Raw genomic sequence first — 15,698 nt, 5'->3', positions numbered from 1 at the left:
ACCTATGACCACCATCCTTGAACGGGCCGCGGAAGTTGCGTCGCCGCTGATCATCCCATGACGATGGAATGGGGCAGCGGCGGGAGCGCCGAAGACATGCAACGCGCCAATGCGACAGCGCGGCTCGATGACTTCATGCCGCTTCTGCCGGCGGAGGCGGAGGTCGTCGCCAAGCTGCTCAGTGGCGACTTCGACCGGTTGGGAGACGGTTCACGTCCTGATCAGCCCGATCCCGCGCGGGTGGTTCGGGCGCCGTTTCTGCGCTTCCTCGTGCTCGGCGGAGAGCCGGGATGCCGGCCGCATGAGAAAGGCGTCCGGATCACCGGCGCCTGGATCGACGGCGTTCTGGACCTCGAGGCATGCCGCATCTTCCGCGATATCGGCCTGAACGATTGCCACTTCGAGGCCACGCCAATCCTGCGCGCAGCCATCATCAACCGCCTCTTTCTCGATGGCTCTCGGCTGCCTGGCCTTCAGGCGGAGCGGTTGGAGGCGCGAGGGGGCATCTATCTGCGCGGCTCGGAAATCAACGGCGAGGTCAATCTCATCCAGTGCCGCCTTGGCGGAAACCTCGAATGCGATGGCGCGATCATCCGTTCGCACGGCGGCTACGCGTTGCAGGCTTCCAGCCTTGAAGTCCGCAACATGCTGGCGCGCGGCGCGGACATCCGTGGTGGCATCAATCTTTCCGGCGCCGTGCTGACCGCCGATCTCGATTGTGCGGGGGCCATCCTCACCTCCACGGCAGGCATCGCGATCGACGCGACGGCGGTCGAGACCCGTGGCAACGTGGTCATGCGCAGCGCCCGTATCGCAGGCGAGGTTCGGCTGACGGCCTCGCAGATCGAGGGCGACATTGATTGCTCCGGCGCGACCCTGCGCAATCCGGGCGACAGTGCCCTGGAATTGAGCCGCGCGGTAATCAAGGGCGCCTTCTTCCTGCGGCGGGACGCCGAGGTTGACGGCATGCTCAACCTCACCGGCGCTTCGATAGGAACGATCCACGACGAAGCGCAGTGCTGGCCGAAAAAGGGCAACCTTCTCCTTAATCGCTGCCGCTATGGCGCTTTCATCGACGGGCCGGTCGACGACGAAAGCCGCCTTGACTGGCTCGCCCGCCAGGCGCCCGGACGAGGCGGGGAGGATTTCTGGCCGCAACCCTATGAGCAGCTGGCCGCGGTCTTTCGCGACATGGGCCACGGCGAGGACGCCCGCGCGGTGCTGATCGTCAAGGAACGTCTCCAGCGACGTGCGAGGCGCGATAGGGCGCGAAGCCCGGTTTGGCGCGCCTTGCTGGGCGCGACTGATGGCGTTCTCGGGGTTACGCTCGCCTATGGCCGCCAACCCCTGCTGGCCTTTGTCTGGCTTTTCGTATTCTGGGCGCTGGGTACTGGCGTATTCATCTATGCCGAATATCGCGGCGCGATCATGCCCAACAGCCCTGTGGTGCTGCGATCGCCGGAATGGACCCTGTGCGGGATCGAGATCACCGAACACCGCTCATTGATAGCGAGCCAGGCGACGCAGGGATTGGCCGAAAAGGGACAGACCCAGCTGGACTGTTTCCGCAAACGCTGGGAGGCATCGAGCTATCCGCATTTCAATCCGTCGATGTATTCGCTCGACACCTTGTTGCCTGTGCTCGACATGGGGCAGAAGTCATTCTGGCGCCCTAATCCGCTCAAGCCGGGAGGCCTGATCGCTATAAACTACTTCTACTTTCAATCGGTCATCGGTTGGGCGCTGAGCCTGCTGGCGGTCGCCGGCTTTTCAGGATTGGTGAAGTCGTCCTGACGGGACTGCTTCACGTTGAACCAGGATGAGAACAACGTGACCCAAGCTTCTTCACCGGCCCAGACAGCCCAGCATGACGGCGGCGTGCGCGCGTCGTTGACCATTGATCTCGCCCTGCAGGGTGGCGGCGCCCATGGTGCGTTCACCTGGGGTGTCCTTGGCAGGATTCTCGAGGAGGAGTGGCTGGACGTCAACGCCATCTCCGGAACCTCGGCTGGCGCCATGAACGCCGCCGTGCTCGCCTCGGGCTATGTCGCCGGCGGACGGAAAGGAGCGCGCGAGGCGCTCGATCTGTTCTGGCGCAGGGTGTCGGAGGCCGCCCGCTTCAGCCCCTTCCAGCGCAGTCCTCTCGACGTTCTGCTCGGCCGCTGGACACTCGACAATTCCCCGCTCTTCGTTGCGATGGACATGATGTCCCGCGTGGTTTCGCCCTACAATCTCAACCCCGCTGGCACCAATCCGCTGACCGACATCCTGTCCGAGGTCATCGATTTCGACAGCCTCGCGCACTGTCCGATCAAGCTCTTCATCACCGCGACCAATGTGCGCACCGGACGTGGCCGTGTCTTCCGCAACGCCGAGATCACGCCCCAGGTGCTGCTGGCTTCCGCCTGTCTGCCGACCCTGTTTCAGGCCGTGGAGATCGACGGCGAGAGCTACTGGGACGGTGGGTATTCCGGCAATCCGACCATGACGCCCTTGATCAGGGAGAGCGAGGCGCTGGACACCATCCTGGTGCAGATCAACCCGGTCGAGCGTCCCGGCACGCCGCGCACGGCGCGCGACATCCTCAATCGCCTGAATGAGGTCTCGTTCAATGCGGTGCTGCTCAAGGAACTGCGGATGATGGCGCTGCTGCGCCGGGACGCCAATCCGGAAAGCGGTGAAGGCGCGCGCTGGGCGGGCATGCGCCTGCATCGCATCACGAGCGACGCGATGGCCGATCTTGGATATTCCTCGAAGCTCAACGCGGAATGGGAATTTCTGACCATGCTGCACGACGAGGGGCGTCGCTCCGCTGAAAACTTTTACCGCGCGCATCGGGATTCCATTGGCAAGACATCGACCTTGAACCTCGATGAACTGACCGAAGGGGTCTGATACTAGAGCGGCGGACGCTCTGACGGAATCAGCGCTGCCGCTCTATCTCTTTGTTTGAGCATCGGATTCGTCCAAAAACCGCACACACCTTTTGGTCCGATGCTCTAGCAGTAAGCGGGCGCCGCCGCCCGACCCACCAAGGCCTGACAGGAATGCAGATGACCACCGGCAAAATCTACCAGAGCGCGCAGGTCCTGATCGCAGTTATTCTGACCGTCGCGGCGCTGTCCATTGCCAGCTCGGTCTTCGCGCCGGTCGCCTTCGCGCTCTTCATCATCGCGCTCGTCTGGCCGTTGCAGAAGAGCCTCCAGGCCTTTCTGCCGAAACTGCTGGCGCTGGCCATCAGCGTCATCGTCATGGTCGTCGCGTTTTTCGCATTCGGCTCATTGATTGTCTGGGCCTTCGGCCGTGTCGGCCGCTGGATCGTCAGCGACGCCGCGCGCTTTCAGGCCTTCTACGACCAGGTCACAATATGGCTGGAAGGGCACGGCGTGGCCGTCGCCGGCGCATGGTCCGAGAATTTCAACGTCGGCTGGATCCTGCGCACGGCACAGACGATCACCGGTCGCCTCAACAGCACGATGAGCTTCTGGCTGGTCGTGCTCGTCTATGTGGTTCTTGGCCTGCTGGAGGTCGACGACTTCGGGCGGAAGCTGCGCGGCATGCGCAACCGGGAGATCAGCCGGGTCCTTCTTCTCGGCAGCACGGCGACGGCGCGCAAGATCGGCCGCTACATGCTGGTGAGAACATGGATGAGCGTCATCACCGGCCTGTTGGTTTTCGCCTTCGCCAAACTCGTCGGCCTGCAGCTCGCGGAGGAATGGGGCTTCATCGCCTTCTCGCTGAATTACATCCCCTTCCTCGGCCCGCTCGTCGCCACCGTCTTCCCGACGCTCTTCGCCATGGCGCATTTCGAGTCGTGGCAGGCTGTCTTCGCGGTATTCGCCTGCCTGAACCTGATCCAGTTCATCGTCGGCAGCTATATCGAGCCACGCGTCGCGGGCAACGCGCTCTCGGTGTCACCGGCGGTCGTGTTGTTCTCCGTGTTCTTCTGGAGCTATCTGTGGGGCATCTTCGGTGCTTTCATCGGAGTGCCGATCACCATCGCCCTGCTCACATTCTGCGCCCAGCACCCCTCGAGCCTATGGATCGCCGAACTGTTCGGCTCTCCCGAAAAGCAGGAACAGCCCCCGGTCGAAAACCCTGTCGCAGAGTCATGAAACCGCCAGCTCGGGGCTCAGGGCCGAAACCGGTCCAGATGTCATATCGATCCGTTCCGGCTCAAGGAGGGCAAGGCCGCCATCCGGGGCCGCGGCGAGCGTATGAATGTAGAAATGGGTGGGCTCGCTATCCGTTGCCTCCATCACCGGCGACGGCGCGGAGATGATCTTCAACGGACCACAGCGTCCGACCCAGTCGACATGGCGGTGGCCATGCATCGCGACGATCCGATGGCCATGGGGCTTGAGCTGGCGCACGAAGAAGCTGCCGTTGATCAGCGCGGTGCCGACACGCTCGGAGAACGCCGCCGGCATAGGATATTCGACCGGGTGATGATGCAGCGCGATAATCCACCGTGCCTTCGGAAATTGCGCCAGTACCGAGAGCATCGCCCGCATATCCTCTTCACCGACCATCCCAAGCGCGTTGGTGAAGGAAAAGTGCGTCTCGGCGTTCGAGTTTAGAAGAACGACCCCAAGACCGTCCGCCTCCGCCGGCGGCAACACCATCGGGAAGGCCCTCGCCCAGACGTCGCCGAGCCCCATCGACAGGCGGAAACCGCCAGTATCCGCAAAGGCCGCGATCCGGATTCTGTGAGGCTCCAGAGCCTCAGCCAGACTGACACCCAGTCCTGACCCCGCCCCCAGTCCCGATTCCGCCGGGTCGACGACATGCACGCGGCTTCCCTGCACCGTGTCCATGGCCGACAGCGCTCGCATCTGCCGCAATGTCTTGCCGGCGCTGCCGGGGAGTTCAAGCCGGGCGGGATTGGCGCGATCGACGATATTCACGTCGTGATTTCCCGGCAGGATGAAGCTGCGCGCGGCCAATGCGGGATGACGCGCCATGGCATCCAGAAACTCCGCCCATTCGGCGGAGCGCCCCGCGTCGGTCATGTCCCCCGTGATCAGGAGAAGATCCAGAGGGTCACGCGCATGGACGGCATCGAGCCGCGCCAGGACCTCGTGAAGCCGCTCGTTACCCCGGGGACCGGCGCGGCCGCTTTCGATCCGGAAGCCATAGCGCTCCCCCACGACGTGAATGTCCGAGAGATGGGCCACGCGCCACCTGCGGACATTGGCGGGAACCTTGTCGAAGTTCACCAGATCGCGCGGCTGGTCCATCGAACCATCGGCAATGCCCCAGGTGAGGGATGCGGCTGCCAGATACGCCGCCATCACGGAAACCGTATTTGCCAACGCGGGAACGACCAAACGCAGGGGATCTGCAAGGTCGGCCATGCCACCGGACCAGCGGGTGTGCGGCCACGCGGTCAACGCGATTGCGGAGGCAACGCCGCAGGCAAGAACGCCCGCCCCGATCGCGGTTGCCGCCCTCAGATACGCGCGACGGGCTTCGTTGGCGTCATGCGAAAGGAAGCGCTCGGCGAGATGGCGCAACCCCTCGCGACATAAGGCATAGCCCGGTTGCACCACCAGAGAGTTCAACGACCAGAAGTTTCGCTCGGCGACGCGAAAGAGTGGGCGAAAGGCATACCACCCGATCGCCGCGACCAGAGCCAGAAGCATCAGCGATCCGATGCCCGCGATCGCGTGGACACGGTCCGACACCGATGAGAACCACGCGGTGGCGATGAGCGGCACAAGCCCCAGCAGGACGCCGGGTATCAGCGCCAGGATGACCCACGCCAGCGCCAGCTTGGGGAGGTTGATCTCACCGAGCAGGCTTCCCGCGATCGCGAACAGCGACCGCTTTTTGGAACTGCAGGCGTCATCTTCGGCATCGCCGCCGCGCGGATCGATGATCGGATTCATTGGTCAACGGCCATTAGATGTACTCATCCGCTTCGACGGCGTCCGCTCGCCGTTCTCCAGATTTGGCATACTGACATCCACGCATCTTGCACAGGCTTTCGCTTATCCGGTCGTGGGGAAGCGCGAGAATGGGACGCCAGGCACAGCCGTGGGACAAGAAGCCGATGACCATAAACGGAGCGAATGCTACTTTAACCTCAGCTAGTTAGCCGAGAATTGACCGCCATCCGTCTGCAATGAAACCAAGCATTAATATGAAATTTTCTCCAGCATGCTTCCTCTATTGCAGTATAGTTGATCAGAAAAGACATCATCGATCTGTCCGACTCACCTTTATGAAGGCCGAAATGAACGAATCTGTCGAGAGAAAGCTTATGAATTCGACGATTTCCGCCTTTTCAGCTACGCATCTTCTAAAAATAGATAATCTTATACCATCAACTAAAAACTGCTTGACTGCCGCGGACCAGCGGCAAGCCGCGAAAAACGCGAGCCGATTACAGGCCGCCAGAAACGGCGGCGCATGACGCGGGTCACGCGCCCCGGCGCGCGCCTCACTTTGCCGAGGCTTTTCAGGCGCGGCATCGGCTTTCTCGCCCTTTGGATGGTCCTGATCGGACCGGCGCTCAAAGACCTGCCCGTCGGCCTCGTCGCGGCAGCCGCCGCAACCTGGGCCAGCACGGCGCTCTGGCCGCCGGGTGGAGCCCTGTCATCGCGCGGCATCATGAGCTTTCTCCTGCGCTTCCTGCCCCAGTCAGCATCAGCGGGCATCGATGTGGCTTGGCGTGCCGTAACGACGCCGCCGGAACTGTCGCCGGGCCTCGTGACCTATCGGACATCGCTGCCTGCCGGCATGGCCCGCGATGCCTCCAGGACCGTGATGAGTCTTCAGCCGGGTAAATTGCCGATCGCCTCAGACGGCGATGGCGCGCTTCTCATCCATTGCCTTGATCTGCGAGAACCGGTGCAACAGCAGCTCGCGGCCGACGAGGCCGCTTTCCGTCGTGTTCTGCTCCATGGCGGCGACCATGGCTGATTTTCTCATCGGAACGGCGCTGTTCATTTCGGCTGTGACCGCGCTGGGCCTTTACCGCGTGCTGCGCGCGCGGATCGCAGTCGAGCGCATGATGGCCGTCCAGTTGCTGGGAACCGGCGGCGGCGCCGCGCTCTTGCTGTTGGGCGTCGCATCAGGGGTTTCGGCTGCAAACGACGCGGCCTTGCTGCTAATGCTGTTCGCGACATTTTCCTGTGCGGCGTTCACCCTCGGCCTGGAGACCACGCCAACGGAAAACCTTGGGTCGGAGGAGGAAAGCCGGTGACCCTTCTCGCAGATGCCTTCACGGTTATTGCCGTTTCCGCCGGTGCCCTCCTGTTTCTCGCCGGCACAATCGGCCTGCTCCGCTTTCCCGACACCCTGAGCCGGCTGCACGCCCTCAGCAAGGCAGATAATCTTGGCCTCGGGTTGATCGTGCTGGGGCTTCTGCCTCAGGCTGGCAGCCTCTCCGGCGGTCTCAAGCTGGTTTGCGTTTGGCTCCTCGCCCAGCTCTCGGCCGCGACGGCGAGTCAGCTCATCGCGGGCCGGATCCATCGCCGCAAATCCGGCTCATGAAGTCAGGGTCATGAAGCAGCCATGGCACAGCTTTTCGATCTTGCCCTTGTCATCTGGCTCATCGCGCTGGCCGTGCATATTACGATGGCCCGCACGGATCAGAACGCGATCATCGCCTTCATTGCCTTCGGCTTGCTGCTCGGGCTCGGTTGGGTGCAGCTGTCAGCCTTTGATGTCGCTTTGACCGAAATAGCGATCGGGGCTGGTGTGACCGGCATCCTGCTGCTGAGCGCCGAGGCGCATATGCGCAAGGCCAGAACAAGCACCAAGGCCACCGGCACCAAGATCGCCAAAGCCGAGGCCTCCACGACCGGGACCGTCAGCAAGGCCACGACTATAGACGAAGGACGACGTATAGGAGCCGTCGGGGTCATCACAACGGCCATCGCCTGTGCCGCCGTCACGGTGGGGCTCGGTTTCGCCGTTCTCCTCCTTCCAAATCCCGCCCCGACACTCGCGCCCGCGGCAGCGGCGGCGCTCGACGCAACAGGCCTCGGCAATCCCGTCACCGCCGTGCTGCTCGCCTATCGGGCGCTGGACACGCTGCTGGAGAAAGTTGTCCTGCTGCTCGCCCTGGTCGGCGTCTGGTCGTTGGCGCCGGATCGCCTCTGGGACGGGGCGCCGGCTCTGCGGCCGGCCGAGGTGCCTGAGCCCCTCGCCTATCTCGCACGCGTGCTCCCACCTTTCGGCGTGCTCATCGCCGTCTATATGTTCTGGGTCGGCGCCGATGCGCCGGGCGGCACCTTCCAGGCCGGTACGGTGCTGGCCGCGATGTGGCTGATCGTGATGATCGCGGGTTTGCGCCAGCCGCCCGATACCGCGCTCAAGACGCTGCGGCTGCTCCTGGTCGGCGGCCCCGCCCTGTTCCTCGCTGTCGGCCTCATCGGCTTCATCATCGCCGACGGCTTCCTGGCCTATCCGGAGGCGATTGCCAAACCCCTGATCCTCGTCATCGAGGCCGCCTTGACCCTGTCGATCGGCGTGACCTTGGCGATGCTGGTGGCAGGTCCGGCGCAGAAGGCGCGTGAGCCATGACCGCCGTGCTCGCCCCAACCACGCTCTTCGGCCTGTGTGGAGCAGCCCTCGTCGGCATAGGTCTTTTCGTTGTTCTGACCCACCCGAGCCTGCTGCGGCGGATTGTCGGATTCAACCTGCTCGGAGCCGGCATATTCCTCGTTTTCGGTGTCGTCGCCCGCCGCGGCGCGGCAGCGGGATTTGCGGGCGATCCCGTCCCCCACGCCATGGTCATCACCGGCATCGTCGTCGCCTTCTCCGCCACGGCGCTAGCCGTCGCGTTGCTGAGACGCCTGCTCGAGCTGACGGGCCGAAGCACGCTCGACAACGGGGAGCCGCCGGACCCTGAGCCGCGGAGCAAGCCTTGACGCAGCTTGCAGCCGCCCTCGTCCCTATCACCTCAGCGGGTGGCTTCCTGCTGGTGCTGGCCGTCATCATGCCCGTCTGCGCCGTGCTGGCGATGCTGGCCCTGAACCCGCGCTACAGTGCCCCTGTCGCTGCTGTCACGCTGGCGGCGGGGCTGGTCGTTTCAATCGCCATCGTCGTCAAACTCTTCCGGAACGGAACAGCACTCGTCTATGTCGTCGGCGGCTGGGAACCGCCGCTTGGATTGACGCTGCGGGCCGACGGTCTCTCGGCGACCATGCTCGCGATGACAGCCGTGGTGATAACGGCAGCCGGCCTCTTCGCGCAGGCCCAGTACGGGCTCGTGCTGGACAAGCGGCACGGCAGGGCGCCGACCACGTTCTGGATCCTGCTCATGGCGACGTGGAGCGCGCTGAACGTCGTCTTCCTCGGCGAGGACCTGTTCAATCTCTACGTCGCTCTCGAGCTTCTGACCTTCGCGGCCGTCCCGCTGGTCTGTCTCGACGGCCGCGCGGCAACCGTGTCGGCCGCTCTGCGCTATCTGATGTTCGCGCTGCTGGGGTCGCTGCTTTATCTGCTCGGGACCGCGCTGATTTATGGCCGCTTCGGCACGCTCGACCTCCAGACCCTGTCGGGCATCAGCGACGGTGGTCCAGCGGTCTCCGCTGCGCTCGCATTGATGATCGCGGGCCTCCTCGCCAAGGCGGCCCTGTTTCCGCTGCATCTCTGGCTGCCGCCCGCGCATGCCGGGGCTCCGGCGGCCGCCAGCGCCGTTCTGTCCGCGCTCGTCATCAAGGCGCCCGTGTTTCTGATCCTGCGCCTCGTCCTTGATGTCGCCCCTCCGGAAGCCGCTCAATTCGCGGGACAGATCCTGGCCATCATGGGGGCGAGTTCGATCCTGTTCTGCAGCGTCATGGCCTTGAAGCAGGCGCGGCTGAAGCTGATGATCGCCTATTCCACCGTTGCCCAGATCGGCTATCTCTTCATCGTCTTTCCGCTGGCAGCCGGTGATGGCGAACTGCCTGCGTGGGGAACGATTGCATGGACGGGTGGCGCGCTCCAGCTCGTTTCGCACGCGCTCGCCAAGGCCGCGATGTTTCTCGCCGCGGGAGCCATCGCCGAAGCCTTCGGCCACGACCGCATTGCCGAGCTCGGCGGCTTCGCCCGCGCCCTGCCAATGAGCGCCGCGGCTTTTGGACTGGCGGGGTTGTCCCTGATGGGCATCCCGCCGAGCGGCGGCTTCATCGCGAAATGCCTGTTGCTGACCGCCGCCGTCGTGAACGGTCATCCCTGGCTCGCGGCGACCATTCTCGCCGGCGGCCTGCTCGCTGCCAGCTACGTCTTCCGCGTGATCGACCGGGCCCTGGCAACGCCGGCGACGCCCATCCAGATCCGAACGGCAATCCCGCGACGCATGGAGATGACGGCGCTCGCTCTCGCCATCGCGGCGGTTCTACTGGGCTTCGTTCCGTTGCAACCCTTTGCCTTCTTGCAGATCGGGCGTGCCGACGCTGCGGCGATGGTGGCGCCATGACAATTCAGGGCCCGCTTCTGGTCGCATCGATCCTCCTGCCGCTGGCGATGGCGCTCTGCTGCCTTTCCGCGCGCTTTCGCGCAGGGGTCCCCTGTCTGCTCGTCGTCGCGCCTCTGCCGGCACTGCTCGCGGCGCTGTTCGCGCCGGACGGAACCATCGTCTTCTTTCCATCGCCGTTCCGGATATCACTCGTGCTCGACCGTCCAGGCGCCATACTGCTCGGCGGGGCGGCGCTGCTCTGGGGGGCGGCCGGTGCCTACGCCGCATCCTACCTCGGACGCGAGCCGGCGGCGCCGCGTTTCGCCGTCTGGTGGCTTCTGACGCTCGCCGGGAGCCTCGGCCTCTTCATCGTCGGCGATGTCGCGAATTTCTACCTACTTTTCACATTGGCGAGCCTTGCCGCCTATGGCCTCATCGTCCATGAGCAGACCGAACGCGCCGAGAGGGCGAGCCGCATCTATGTCGTGCTGGCGCTGTTCGGCGAAGCCTTCCTTCTACCGGCGCTCGTGATGCTCGCGGCTGGCCATGCGGATGCCAATCCCCTGATCAGGGATGTGGTCGCGACACTGCCATCATCGCCGATGCGGAACGCGATCGTCGCGCTGTTCGTGCTCGGCTTCGCCCTCAAGATGGGCCTGTTCCCCCTGCATATCTGGCTGCCGCTCGCCCACCCGGCCGCCCCGATGCCGGCGTCGGCGGCACTCAGCGGGATCGTGGTCAAGGCAGGCGTGATCGGATTCATCCGCTTCCTGCCCTTCGAGGCCGGCCTGCCCTCCTGGGGAATCCTGCTGATCGTCCTCGGCCTCGTCACCGCCTATTATGGCGTGGCCGTCGGCATAACCCAGACGCGCGCCAAGACCATCCTCGCCTATTCCACCGTCAGCCAGATGGGGCTGATCGCCGTCATTCTCGGTGTCGGGCTCCTGGATGCGGACAGGAGCGCGACCAGCCTCGCCGCCTACTACGCGGTCCACCACACGCTGGTGAAAGGCGGGCTCTTCCTGGCGGTCGGCATTCTGGCCGCCAGCGGCGGGGCGATGCTGCGGCCCGTCCTCCTGCTCACCGCGATCCTGGCGCTCAGCCTCGGTGGCATGCCCTTGACCAGCGGCGCGCTTGCAAAACTCGCGGCGAAACCCATGCTCGGATACGGGTTCATCGGCAGCGCCATGGCCTTGGCCGGCGCCGGCAGCACGATGCTGATGCTTCATTTTATTGCAACCATCAGGCGCGATACGAAAGACAATCCCGCGTCCCTCGCGCCCGCCGGGCAGATCGTGCCCTGGCTCATCGTGGCGCTGGCATCGCTCGTCGTCCCCTGGTCACTCTATCCGGCTATTACAGGTGAGCCCGTGACGAGCCTGCTGCTGCCCGACGCCCTGTGGAAACTCATCTGGCCGATGCTGATCGGGGCATTCGCCATGCTGATCGTGAGCCGCCTGAAGCGCCTTCCGGGCGCTATACCGGAGGGGGACATCGTCGTCCTCGCTGGGAGCGGCGAGCCGATGCTTCGTCGATTAATCAACGGCATTACTGAGGCCGACGCGGTCCTGCGCCGCTGGTCGACAGCCGGGCTTTCGCTGATCGGCCTTGTCGTCCTGATCGGCGGTGTGCTCATGCTTCGGAACGGATAGATCCCTGAGGCCGCTGGCGAGCAAGCGCCCGCAGCTCTGGCCCTATCGCGTCGTGGACGCCGCCCTTTTCGACGGTTCCCGGATCACCTGGTCGACCCGGTCGATCACATAGGGAAAGAAGGGGTTCGACGACATCCGCAGGAGCGTGTCGAGATCCATGATGAGCGTCCCGCGCTCGCCATGGGCCGCGATCGCACCGAGCCGTATGCCGAAATCCTCGGCCGGATCGGGCTGCAATCCATAGAGCGAGTCGGTGAGCGGGAAGGGCAGCGCGATATGGGACAGCGAGAACACGTCAGGGGGATAGGACAGGCCGAGCTCCCGAACCTTCTCATCGACTGAGCCCGCTTCCGTCACCCGCTCGACAACCTCGCGCTGATCCTCATTCGCATTGGTGATGATCGAGACGCGGTAATTGCGGGTTGACGGCGGCAGAAGGCGGGTCACCACCGTTTCCGAGGCGGGGCTCAGAAGCGGCCCGAGCTTGGTCGCCCGATTGAGATCGAACAGCACGAACTCGCTGCCGTTCGCGGGCAGATGGGCATAGAGCGAAGCGACGATCGCGCGCGTGCTCACCGTGAAATCCACCACTGACTGGAACGTCAGGATGGGGGCTAGATCCGCCAGCCGGTTCTCACGCGCGAGCCGCTGCACGCTGCGCTGCACGGCGGTGCTCAGCAGATGCGACTGACGCGCGCCGTTCACCGGAAACGAGTTGTACTTGAAGGGGTTGAACTCGGGCAGCACGCTAAGCCAAGCCGCCTTGGCGAAGGCCGGCAGGATAGCCGGCAGGCCCGCCAGTCCGGCGAAACGCGCGAAAGCCGTCACACCGATCATCGGCGACAGCAGGACGACCCGGTCTGGCCGCGCCAGTTCCTTGTTCTCCAGGGCTTCGAGCGCATACATCACGGCCAGCGCGCCGCCATTCGAATAGCCGACGAGATGAAGCGGCGCGGGCGCACCGACCCGCGCCCTCGCCTCCCGGACCGCGAGACGCGTCGCGGCGAGCCAGTCCTCCCAATCGATCTCGGTCAGCCCGGCGGGGACCGTGCCATGGCCCGGCAGGCGTATGGCGATCGCCAGGAAGCCACGGTCGCGGTAGTGGCGCGCGAGATGGAGCAGGCTATAGGGCGAATCCGTCAGGCCGTGGAGAAAAACGGCGACGCCGACCGGCTCGCCATCCGGCTCCAGGATGAAGGAGCGGTTCCAGTCCTGCTTGAAATGCGCGGGATGGATGGCGCTGCCGTCGAAATAGCGATTTACCGGAACCCGATCCCGGGCCGGCAGCTTCTGCGTCACCTCGGTCCGCACTGCGGAAAAGATATCATTTTCCGCCTTCAGATATCCCGTCCAGTCAGCGCGATCGAGCTCCTTGATCGACAACTCGTGGGGCACGAAGGTATGCCAGGGCTCGAGCGGCGGTCCTCGCTGGATGTCGTAGACGCGCAGGCCGAAGAGCGACGCCGCGACGATCACGAGCACAATGGCTCCGCGCTTCAGCGTCTTGCCGATAAAACCGAGCATGCGGAAGACCTTCAGGGATCGATCTGCAAGTAAACGTCGGCGGGGAATGTGAGCCCTGCCTCAAGGACGGCCTATGTCATGGACGCGCCAGTGGCAAGGCCAGTTATCGCGCGCTTCACCGCGCAAGTCGGACTCGCTTGGACGGCCCAGGCCGTCACCTCTTCTAGGATCGATCCGAACAAGCCCGGCAGGCCGGCGCGCATATACCAAGAGAATCACAGGACCGTTGCTATAAAAGCAAATAAAAAACGGCCACGTACATAAATTTAACTTTTCGACCCTGCCATGAAACGAAAATTCCGCATTCTCACTACCAAAAAATCATGATAATTCGTGCTCATATCACGTCAGCTAGGAGATATGACATGAAGCGTTTCATCGCCCTCGGCCTGATCGCCGTTGGACTGGCCGCCTGCAACCCCAATGACCGCACCGACCGGACCATCGGCGGCGCCGCCATCGGCGCCGGTGCTGGCGCGCTCGTTGGCGGCCTTGCGTCGGGCACGGCGGGCGGCGCTCTCGCCGGCGCGGCCATTGGCGGTGTTGGCGGCGCCATCGTCGGCAACGCAACGACCCCCACCTGCCGCAGCTATGTCTACCGCGGCCGCCGCTATCAGGAATGCTGAGAGCGAATCGATGTGCGTGAGCCTGCTCTCGCCAGGATCGCGCGGAAACTCCGGCCCCTGCACAAGCGGCCGGAGTTTCCCAGCTCTCCATGCGGGAGCGTCAGAGACGACGGGGCGTGAGCACGATCTGCGTAGCCTCCGTAAAGACCAGATTGATCATGTCGCCGCGGCGCAAGGTGCTCAGCGCGGTGATTACGGTCGGATCGACGACGCGGATGGTGCGTGCCCCCTCCGGCCCGATATAGTGCACGACCCCACCATCGAGACGCGTGAACTCGGCGGTCACGGTCACGCTGCGGACCACCCAGCGCGCGGGCAGATTATCGAAAGTCCCGTTGTTGGCGGTCTCGGTCAGGAAGACATCCGGCCTTGCACCGGGCGCGGCGCGCGTAACGGCGACGATCGCACTTTCGACTCGGTTGATATCGAGACGATCACGACGGCGCAAAGCAGCCAGGCTGCCGAAAGCGGCCGGCACGGTTATCCGCCACTGGCGGCCACCCCGTTCCACGACCACGTTCCGGGTACCACGATCGACGGAAACCACGCGCACGCGTTCGGTTTGGACGGTGGTCGGACCAAGACCGCGAACGGAGATGGCCTGCGCCATGGCCGGGCCGACGAAGCCGGCCGCGGGAACAAGAATGGCACCGGACAGAAACACTGCAAGCGCAGTGCGACGCGAGACTGACATTTGAGACCTCTTACTCCGTGAAAACGCTTGCCTCAGCCCACTCTTCTTCTCATCATGGGATAGTCAGGTTCATGATCTTGGCGAGCCGCCCTGCGGCCCAAGTGGCAGAAGCTTCGTGGACGCGTGTCAGCGCAGCGGGCATCCGCACGACAGATGCACGCCACCACAGGACGACACACGCTGTGGCTCTTTTATCCCTTTGAGGTGCCTGTGAGATGGGCGCAGCGTCCCACTTCTAGGCGATCGATCCCAATCTTGCGGCTACCGCGACGGTCCGGTTGGTACTGATAAGGCCTTGGCGGGTATGATCCTCGTCGCTGCGCTTTTTCCACGGGATGTTCTATGCTTGTTGCTCAGGACAAAGCGGAGACGCCCCATGCGCCACATACCGAATGATGATTACGAGTATCCTGAACGGACATGGATGGGGATCGCCGGAAAGATCCTGCTGTCAAAAGTCACGATCGCCGTTCTCATCGGCCTCGCGCTCTTCGCGGCCTATGAGTTTCTCTAGGCCTATCCGTTCCGTTTGGACATGCCACGCTCGCAGAATTGCCGAGCCGATTGATTGGTTGCTGGATACCAAAAGTCGCACATATCGCGATAGCCGGGCGCAAAGGCTTAGCCTACTCTCAATCTGAACGGGGCAAGAACACAATCAGGATTGTGAGCCGCTCGATCTTGGAAAACGAGCGGTAGCGATGGCGGGGGGAACTCATGAGTCCTTGGAAGAATCCATGTACGGGCGCGGCGATCGGCCACTTGCGGGTTTTGGTGCACGCAAGGCTGCGCTGACGATCGGAGATAAA

Annotated in this window: 15 protein-coding genes; 12 read left to right on the top strand and 3 right to left on the bottom strand. The window is 63.9% G+C overall.

The features are described 5' to 3' along the window. Window positions 1–57 precede the first annotated feature (57 nt). From KIO74_RS04710 to KIO74_RS04700, 3 genes are all read left to right on the top strand, one after another. Window positions 58–1,794, top strand: coding sequence for a bactofilin family protein (locus KIO74_RS04710; protein ID WP_249730862.1), 1,737 nt, complete (start codon window positions 58–60; stop codon window positions 1,792–1,794). 36 nt (window positions 1,795–1,830) lie between these two features. After that, window positions 1,831–2,895, top strand: a complete 1,065-nt coding sequence (locus KIO74_RS04705) for a patatin-like phospholipase family protein (protein ID WP_502762020.1) — start codon at window positions 1,831–1,833, stop codon at window positions 2,893–2,895. A gap of 152 nt (window positions 2,896–3,047) precedes the next feature. Beyond that, window positions 3,048–4,115: an AI-2E family transporter gene (locus tag KIO74_RS04700; RefSeq protein WP_502762019.1), complete on the top strand. Its 1,068-nt coding sequence runs from the start codon at window positions 3,048–3,050 to the stop codon at window positions 4,113–4,115. On the opposite strand, the gene KIO74_RS04695 is transcribed toward KIO74_RS04700, so the two are convergent. Then, window positions 4,110–5,891 carry a metallophosphoesterase family protein gene (locus KIO74_RS04695; protein WP_213330926.1) on the bottom strand — a complete coding sequence of 594 codons (1,782 nt, stop codon included), beginning with the start codon at window positions 5,889–5,891 and terminating at the stop codon, window positions 4,110–4,112. The two genes, KIO74_RS04700 and KIO74_RS04695, sit on opposite strands and share 6 nt — an antisense overlap. Before the next feature lie 523 nt (window positions 5,892–6,414). Here KIO74_RS04695 and KIO74_RS04690 point away from each other — a divergent pair. Genes KIO74_RS04690 through KIO74_RS04660 form a run of 7 tightly spaced genes read left to right on the top strand, consistent with a single transcriptional unit; the run spans window position 6,415 to window position 12,045 of the window. After that, on the top strand, window positions 6,415–6,927 hold the full coding sequence (locus tag KIO74_RS04690; protein WP_213330925.1) for a Na+/H+ antiporter subunit E: 513 nt from the start codon (window positions 6,415–6,417) through the stop codon (window positions 6,925–6,927). Next, window positions 6,920–7,210 (top strand): multiple resistance and pH regulation protein F, encoded by a 291-nt coding sequence (locus tag KIO74_RS04685; protein WP_213330924.1) that lies wholly within the window; start codon window positions 6,920–6,922, stop codon window positions 7,208–7,210. The genes KIO74_RS04690 and KIO74_RS04685 overlap by 8 nt, the downstream gene beginning before the upstream one ends. Further along, the gene (locus KIO74_RS04680) at window positions 7,207–7,500 is read left to right on the top strand and encodes a monovalent cation/H(+) antiporter subunit G (RefSeq protein WP_213330923.1); all 294 of its coding nucleotides are present in this window, start codon (window positions 7,207–7,209) and stop codon (window positions 7,498–7,500) included. The genes KIO74_RS04685 and KIO74_RS04680 overlap by 4 nt, the downstream gene beginning before the upstream one ends. A gap of 21 nt (window positions 7,501–7,521) precedes the next feature. After that, on the top strand, window positions 7,522–8,535 hold the full coding sequence (locus KIO74_RS04675) for a hydrogenase subunit MbhD domain-containing protein (protein ID WP_213330922.1): 1,014 nt from the start codon (window positions 7,522–7,524) through the stop codon (window positions 8,533–8,535). Further along, window positions 8,532–8,882: an NADH-quinone oxidoreductase subunit K gene (locus tag KIO74_RS04670; RefSeq protein ID WP_213330921.1), complete on the top strand. Its 351-nt coding sequence runs from the start codon at window positions 8,532–8,534 to the stop codon at window positions 8,880–8,882. The genes KIO74_RS04675 and KIO74_RS04670 overlap by 4 nt, the downstream gene beginning before the upstream one ends. After that, on the top strand, window positions 8,879–10,414 hold the full coding sequence (locus KIO74_RS04665) for a complex I subunit 5 family protein (protein ID WP_249730861.1): 1,536 nt from the start codon (window positions 8,879–8,881) through the stop codon (window positions 10,412–10,414). Before KIO74_RS04670 ends, KIO74_RS04665 begins: the two co-directional genes overlap by 4 nt. Beyond that, the gene (locus tag KIO74_RS04660; RefSeq protein WP_213330920.1) at window positions 10,411–12,045 is read left to right on the top strand and encodes a complex I subunit 5 family protein; all 1,635 of its coding nucleotides are present in this window, start codon (window positions 10,411–10,413) and stop codon (window positions 12,043–12,045) included. The genes KIO74_RS04665 and KIO74_RS04660 overlap by 4 nt, the downstream gene beginning before the upstream one ends. Window positions 12,046–12,087: 42 nt before the next feature. Here KIO74_RS04660 and KIO74_RS04655 read toward each other — a convergent pair whose 3' ends face one another. Beyond that, complete coding sequence (locus tag KIO74_RS04655) at window positions 12,088–13,569, bottom strand: alpha/beta hydrolase (RefSeq protein WP_213330919.1); 1,482 nt, start codon at window positions 13,567–13,569, stop codon at window positions 12,088–12,090. A 365-nt stretch (window positions 13,570–13,934) separates the two neighbouring features. Here KIO74_RS04655 and KIO74_RS04650 point away from each other — a divergent pair, with 365 nt between their 5' ends. Continuing rightward, the gene (locus KIO74_RS04650; protein ID WP_213330918.1) at window positions 13,935–14,195 is read left to right on the top strand and encodes a YMGG-like glycine zipper-containing protein; all 261 of its coding nucleotides are present in this window, start codon (window positions 13,935–13,937) and stop codon (window positions 14,193–14,195) included. A 100-nt stretch (window positions 14,196–14,295) separates the two neighbouring features. Here KIO74_RS04650 and KIO74_RS04645 read toward each other — a convergent pair whose 3' ends face one another. Beyond that, window positions 14,296–14,889 (bottom strand): hypothetical protein, encoded by a 594-nt coding sequence (locus KIO74_RS04645; protein WP_213330917.1) that lies wholly within the window; start codon window positions 14,887–14,889, stop codon window positions 14,296–14,298. Between the two features lie 376 nt (window positions 14,890–15,265). Between KIO74_RS04645 and KIO74_RS04640 the strand changes: the two genes are divergently transcribed. Continuing rightward, entirely contained in the window at window positions 15,266–15,403 is a 138-nt protein-coding gene (locus tag KIO74_RS04640) for a hypothetical protein (RefSeq protein ID WP_213330916.1), read from the top strand. Window positions 15,404–15,698 lie beyond the last annotated feature (295 nt).

The organism is Chelatococcus sp. HY11 (genome assembly GCF_018398335.1).
GTDB lineage: Bacteria > Pseudomonadota > Alphaproteobacteria > Rhizobiales > Beijerinckiaceae > Chelatococcus.
This window is presented reverse-complemented; position numbering and strand designations above follow the sequence as displayed.

Excerpts from the sequence above, each read along its gene's own strand:
- KIO74_RS04640 (WP_213330916.1), top strand. The coding sequence starts at position 15,266 with ATGCGCCACATACCGAATGATGATTACGAGTATCCTGAACGGACATGG.
- KIO74_RS04675 (WP_213330922.1), top strand. The coding sequence starts at position 7,522 with ATGGCACAGCTTTTCGATCTTGCCCTTGTCATCTGGCTCATCGCGCTG.
- KIO74_RS04685 (WP_213330924.1), top strand. The coding sequence starts at position 6,920 with ATGGCTGATTTTCTCATCGGAACGGCGCTGTTCATTTCGGCTGTGACC.
- KIO74_RS04695 (WP_213330926.1), bottom strand. The coding sequence starts at position 5,891 with ATGAATCCGATCATCGATCCGCGCGGCGGCGATGCCGAAGATGACGCC.
- KIO74_RS04690 (WP_213330925.1), top strand. The coding sequence starts at position 6,415 with ATGACGCGGGTCACGCGCCCCGGCGCGCGCCTCACTTTGCCGAGGCTT.
- KIO74_RS04645 (WP_213330917.1), bottom strand. The coding sequence starts at position 14,889 with ATGTCAGTCTCGCGTCGCACTGCGCTTGCAGTGTTTCTGTCCGGTGCC.
- KIO74_RS04670 (WP_213330921.1), top strand. The coding sequence starts at position 8,532 with ATGACCGCCGTGCTCGCCCCAACCACGCTCTTCGGCCTGTGTGGAGCA.
- KIO74_RS04660 (WP_213330920.1), top strand. The coding sequence starts at position 10,411 with ATGACAATTCAGGGCCCGCTTCTGGTCGCATCGATCCTCCTGCCGCTG.
- KIO74_RS04650 (WP_213330918.1), top strand. The coding sequence starts at position 13,935 with ATGAAGCGTTTCATCGCCCTCGGCCTGATCGCCGTTGGACTGGCCGCC.
- KIO74_RS04710 (WP_249730862.1), top strand. The coding sequence starts at position 58 with ATGACGATGGAATGGGGCAGCGGCGGGAGCGCCGAAGACATGCAACGC.
- KIO74_RS04655 (WP_213330919.1), bottom strand. The coding sequence starts at position 13,569 with ATGCTCGGTTTTATCGGCAAGACGCTGAAGCGCGGAGCCATTGTGCTC.
- KIO74_RS04700 (WP_502762019.1), top strand. The coding sequence starts at position 3,048 with ATGCAGATGACCACCGGCAAAATCTACCAGAGCGCGCAGGTCCTGATC.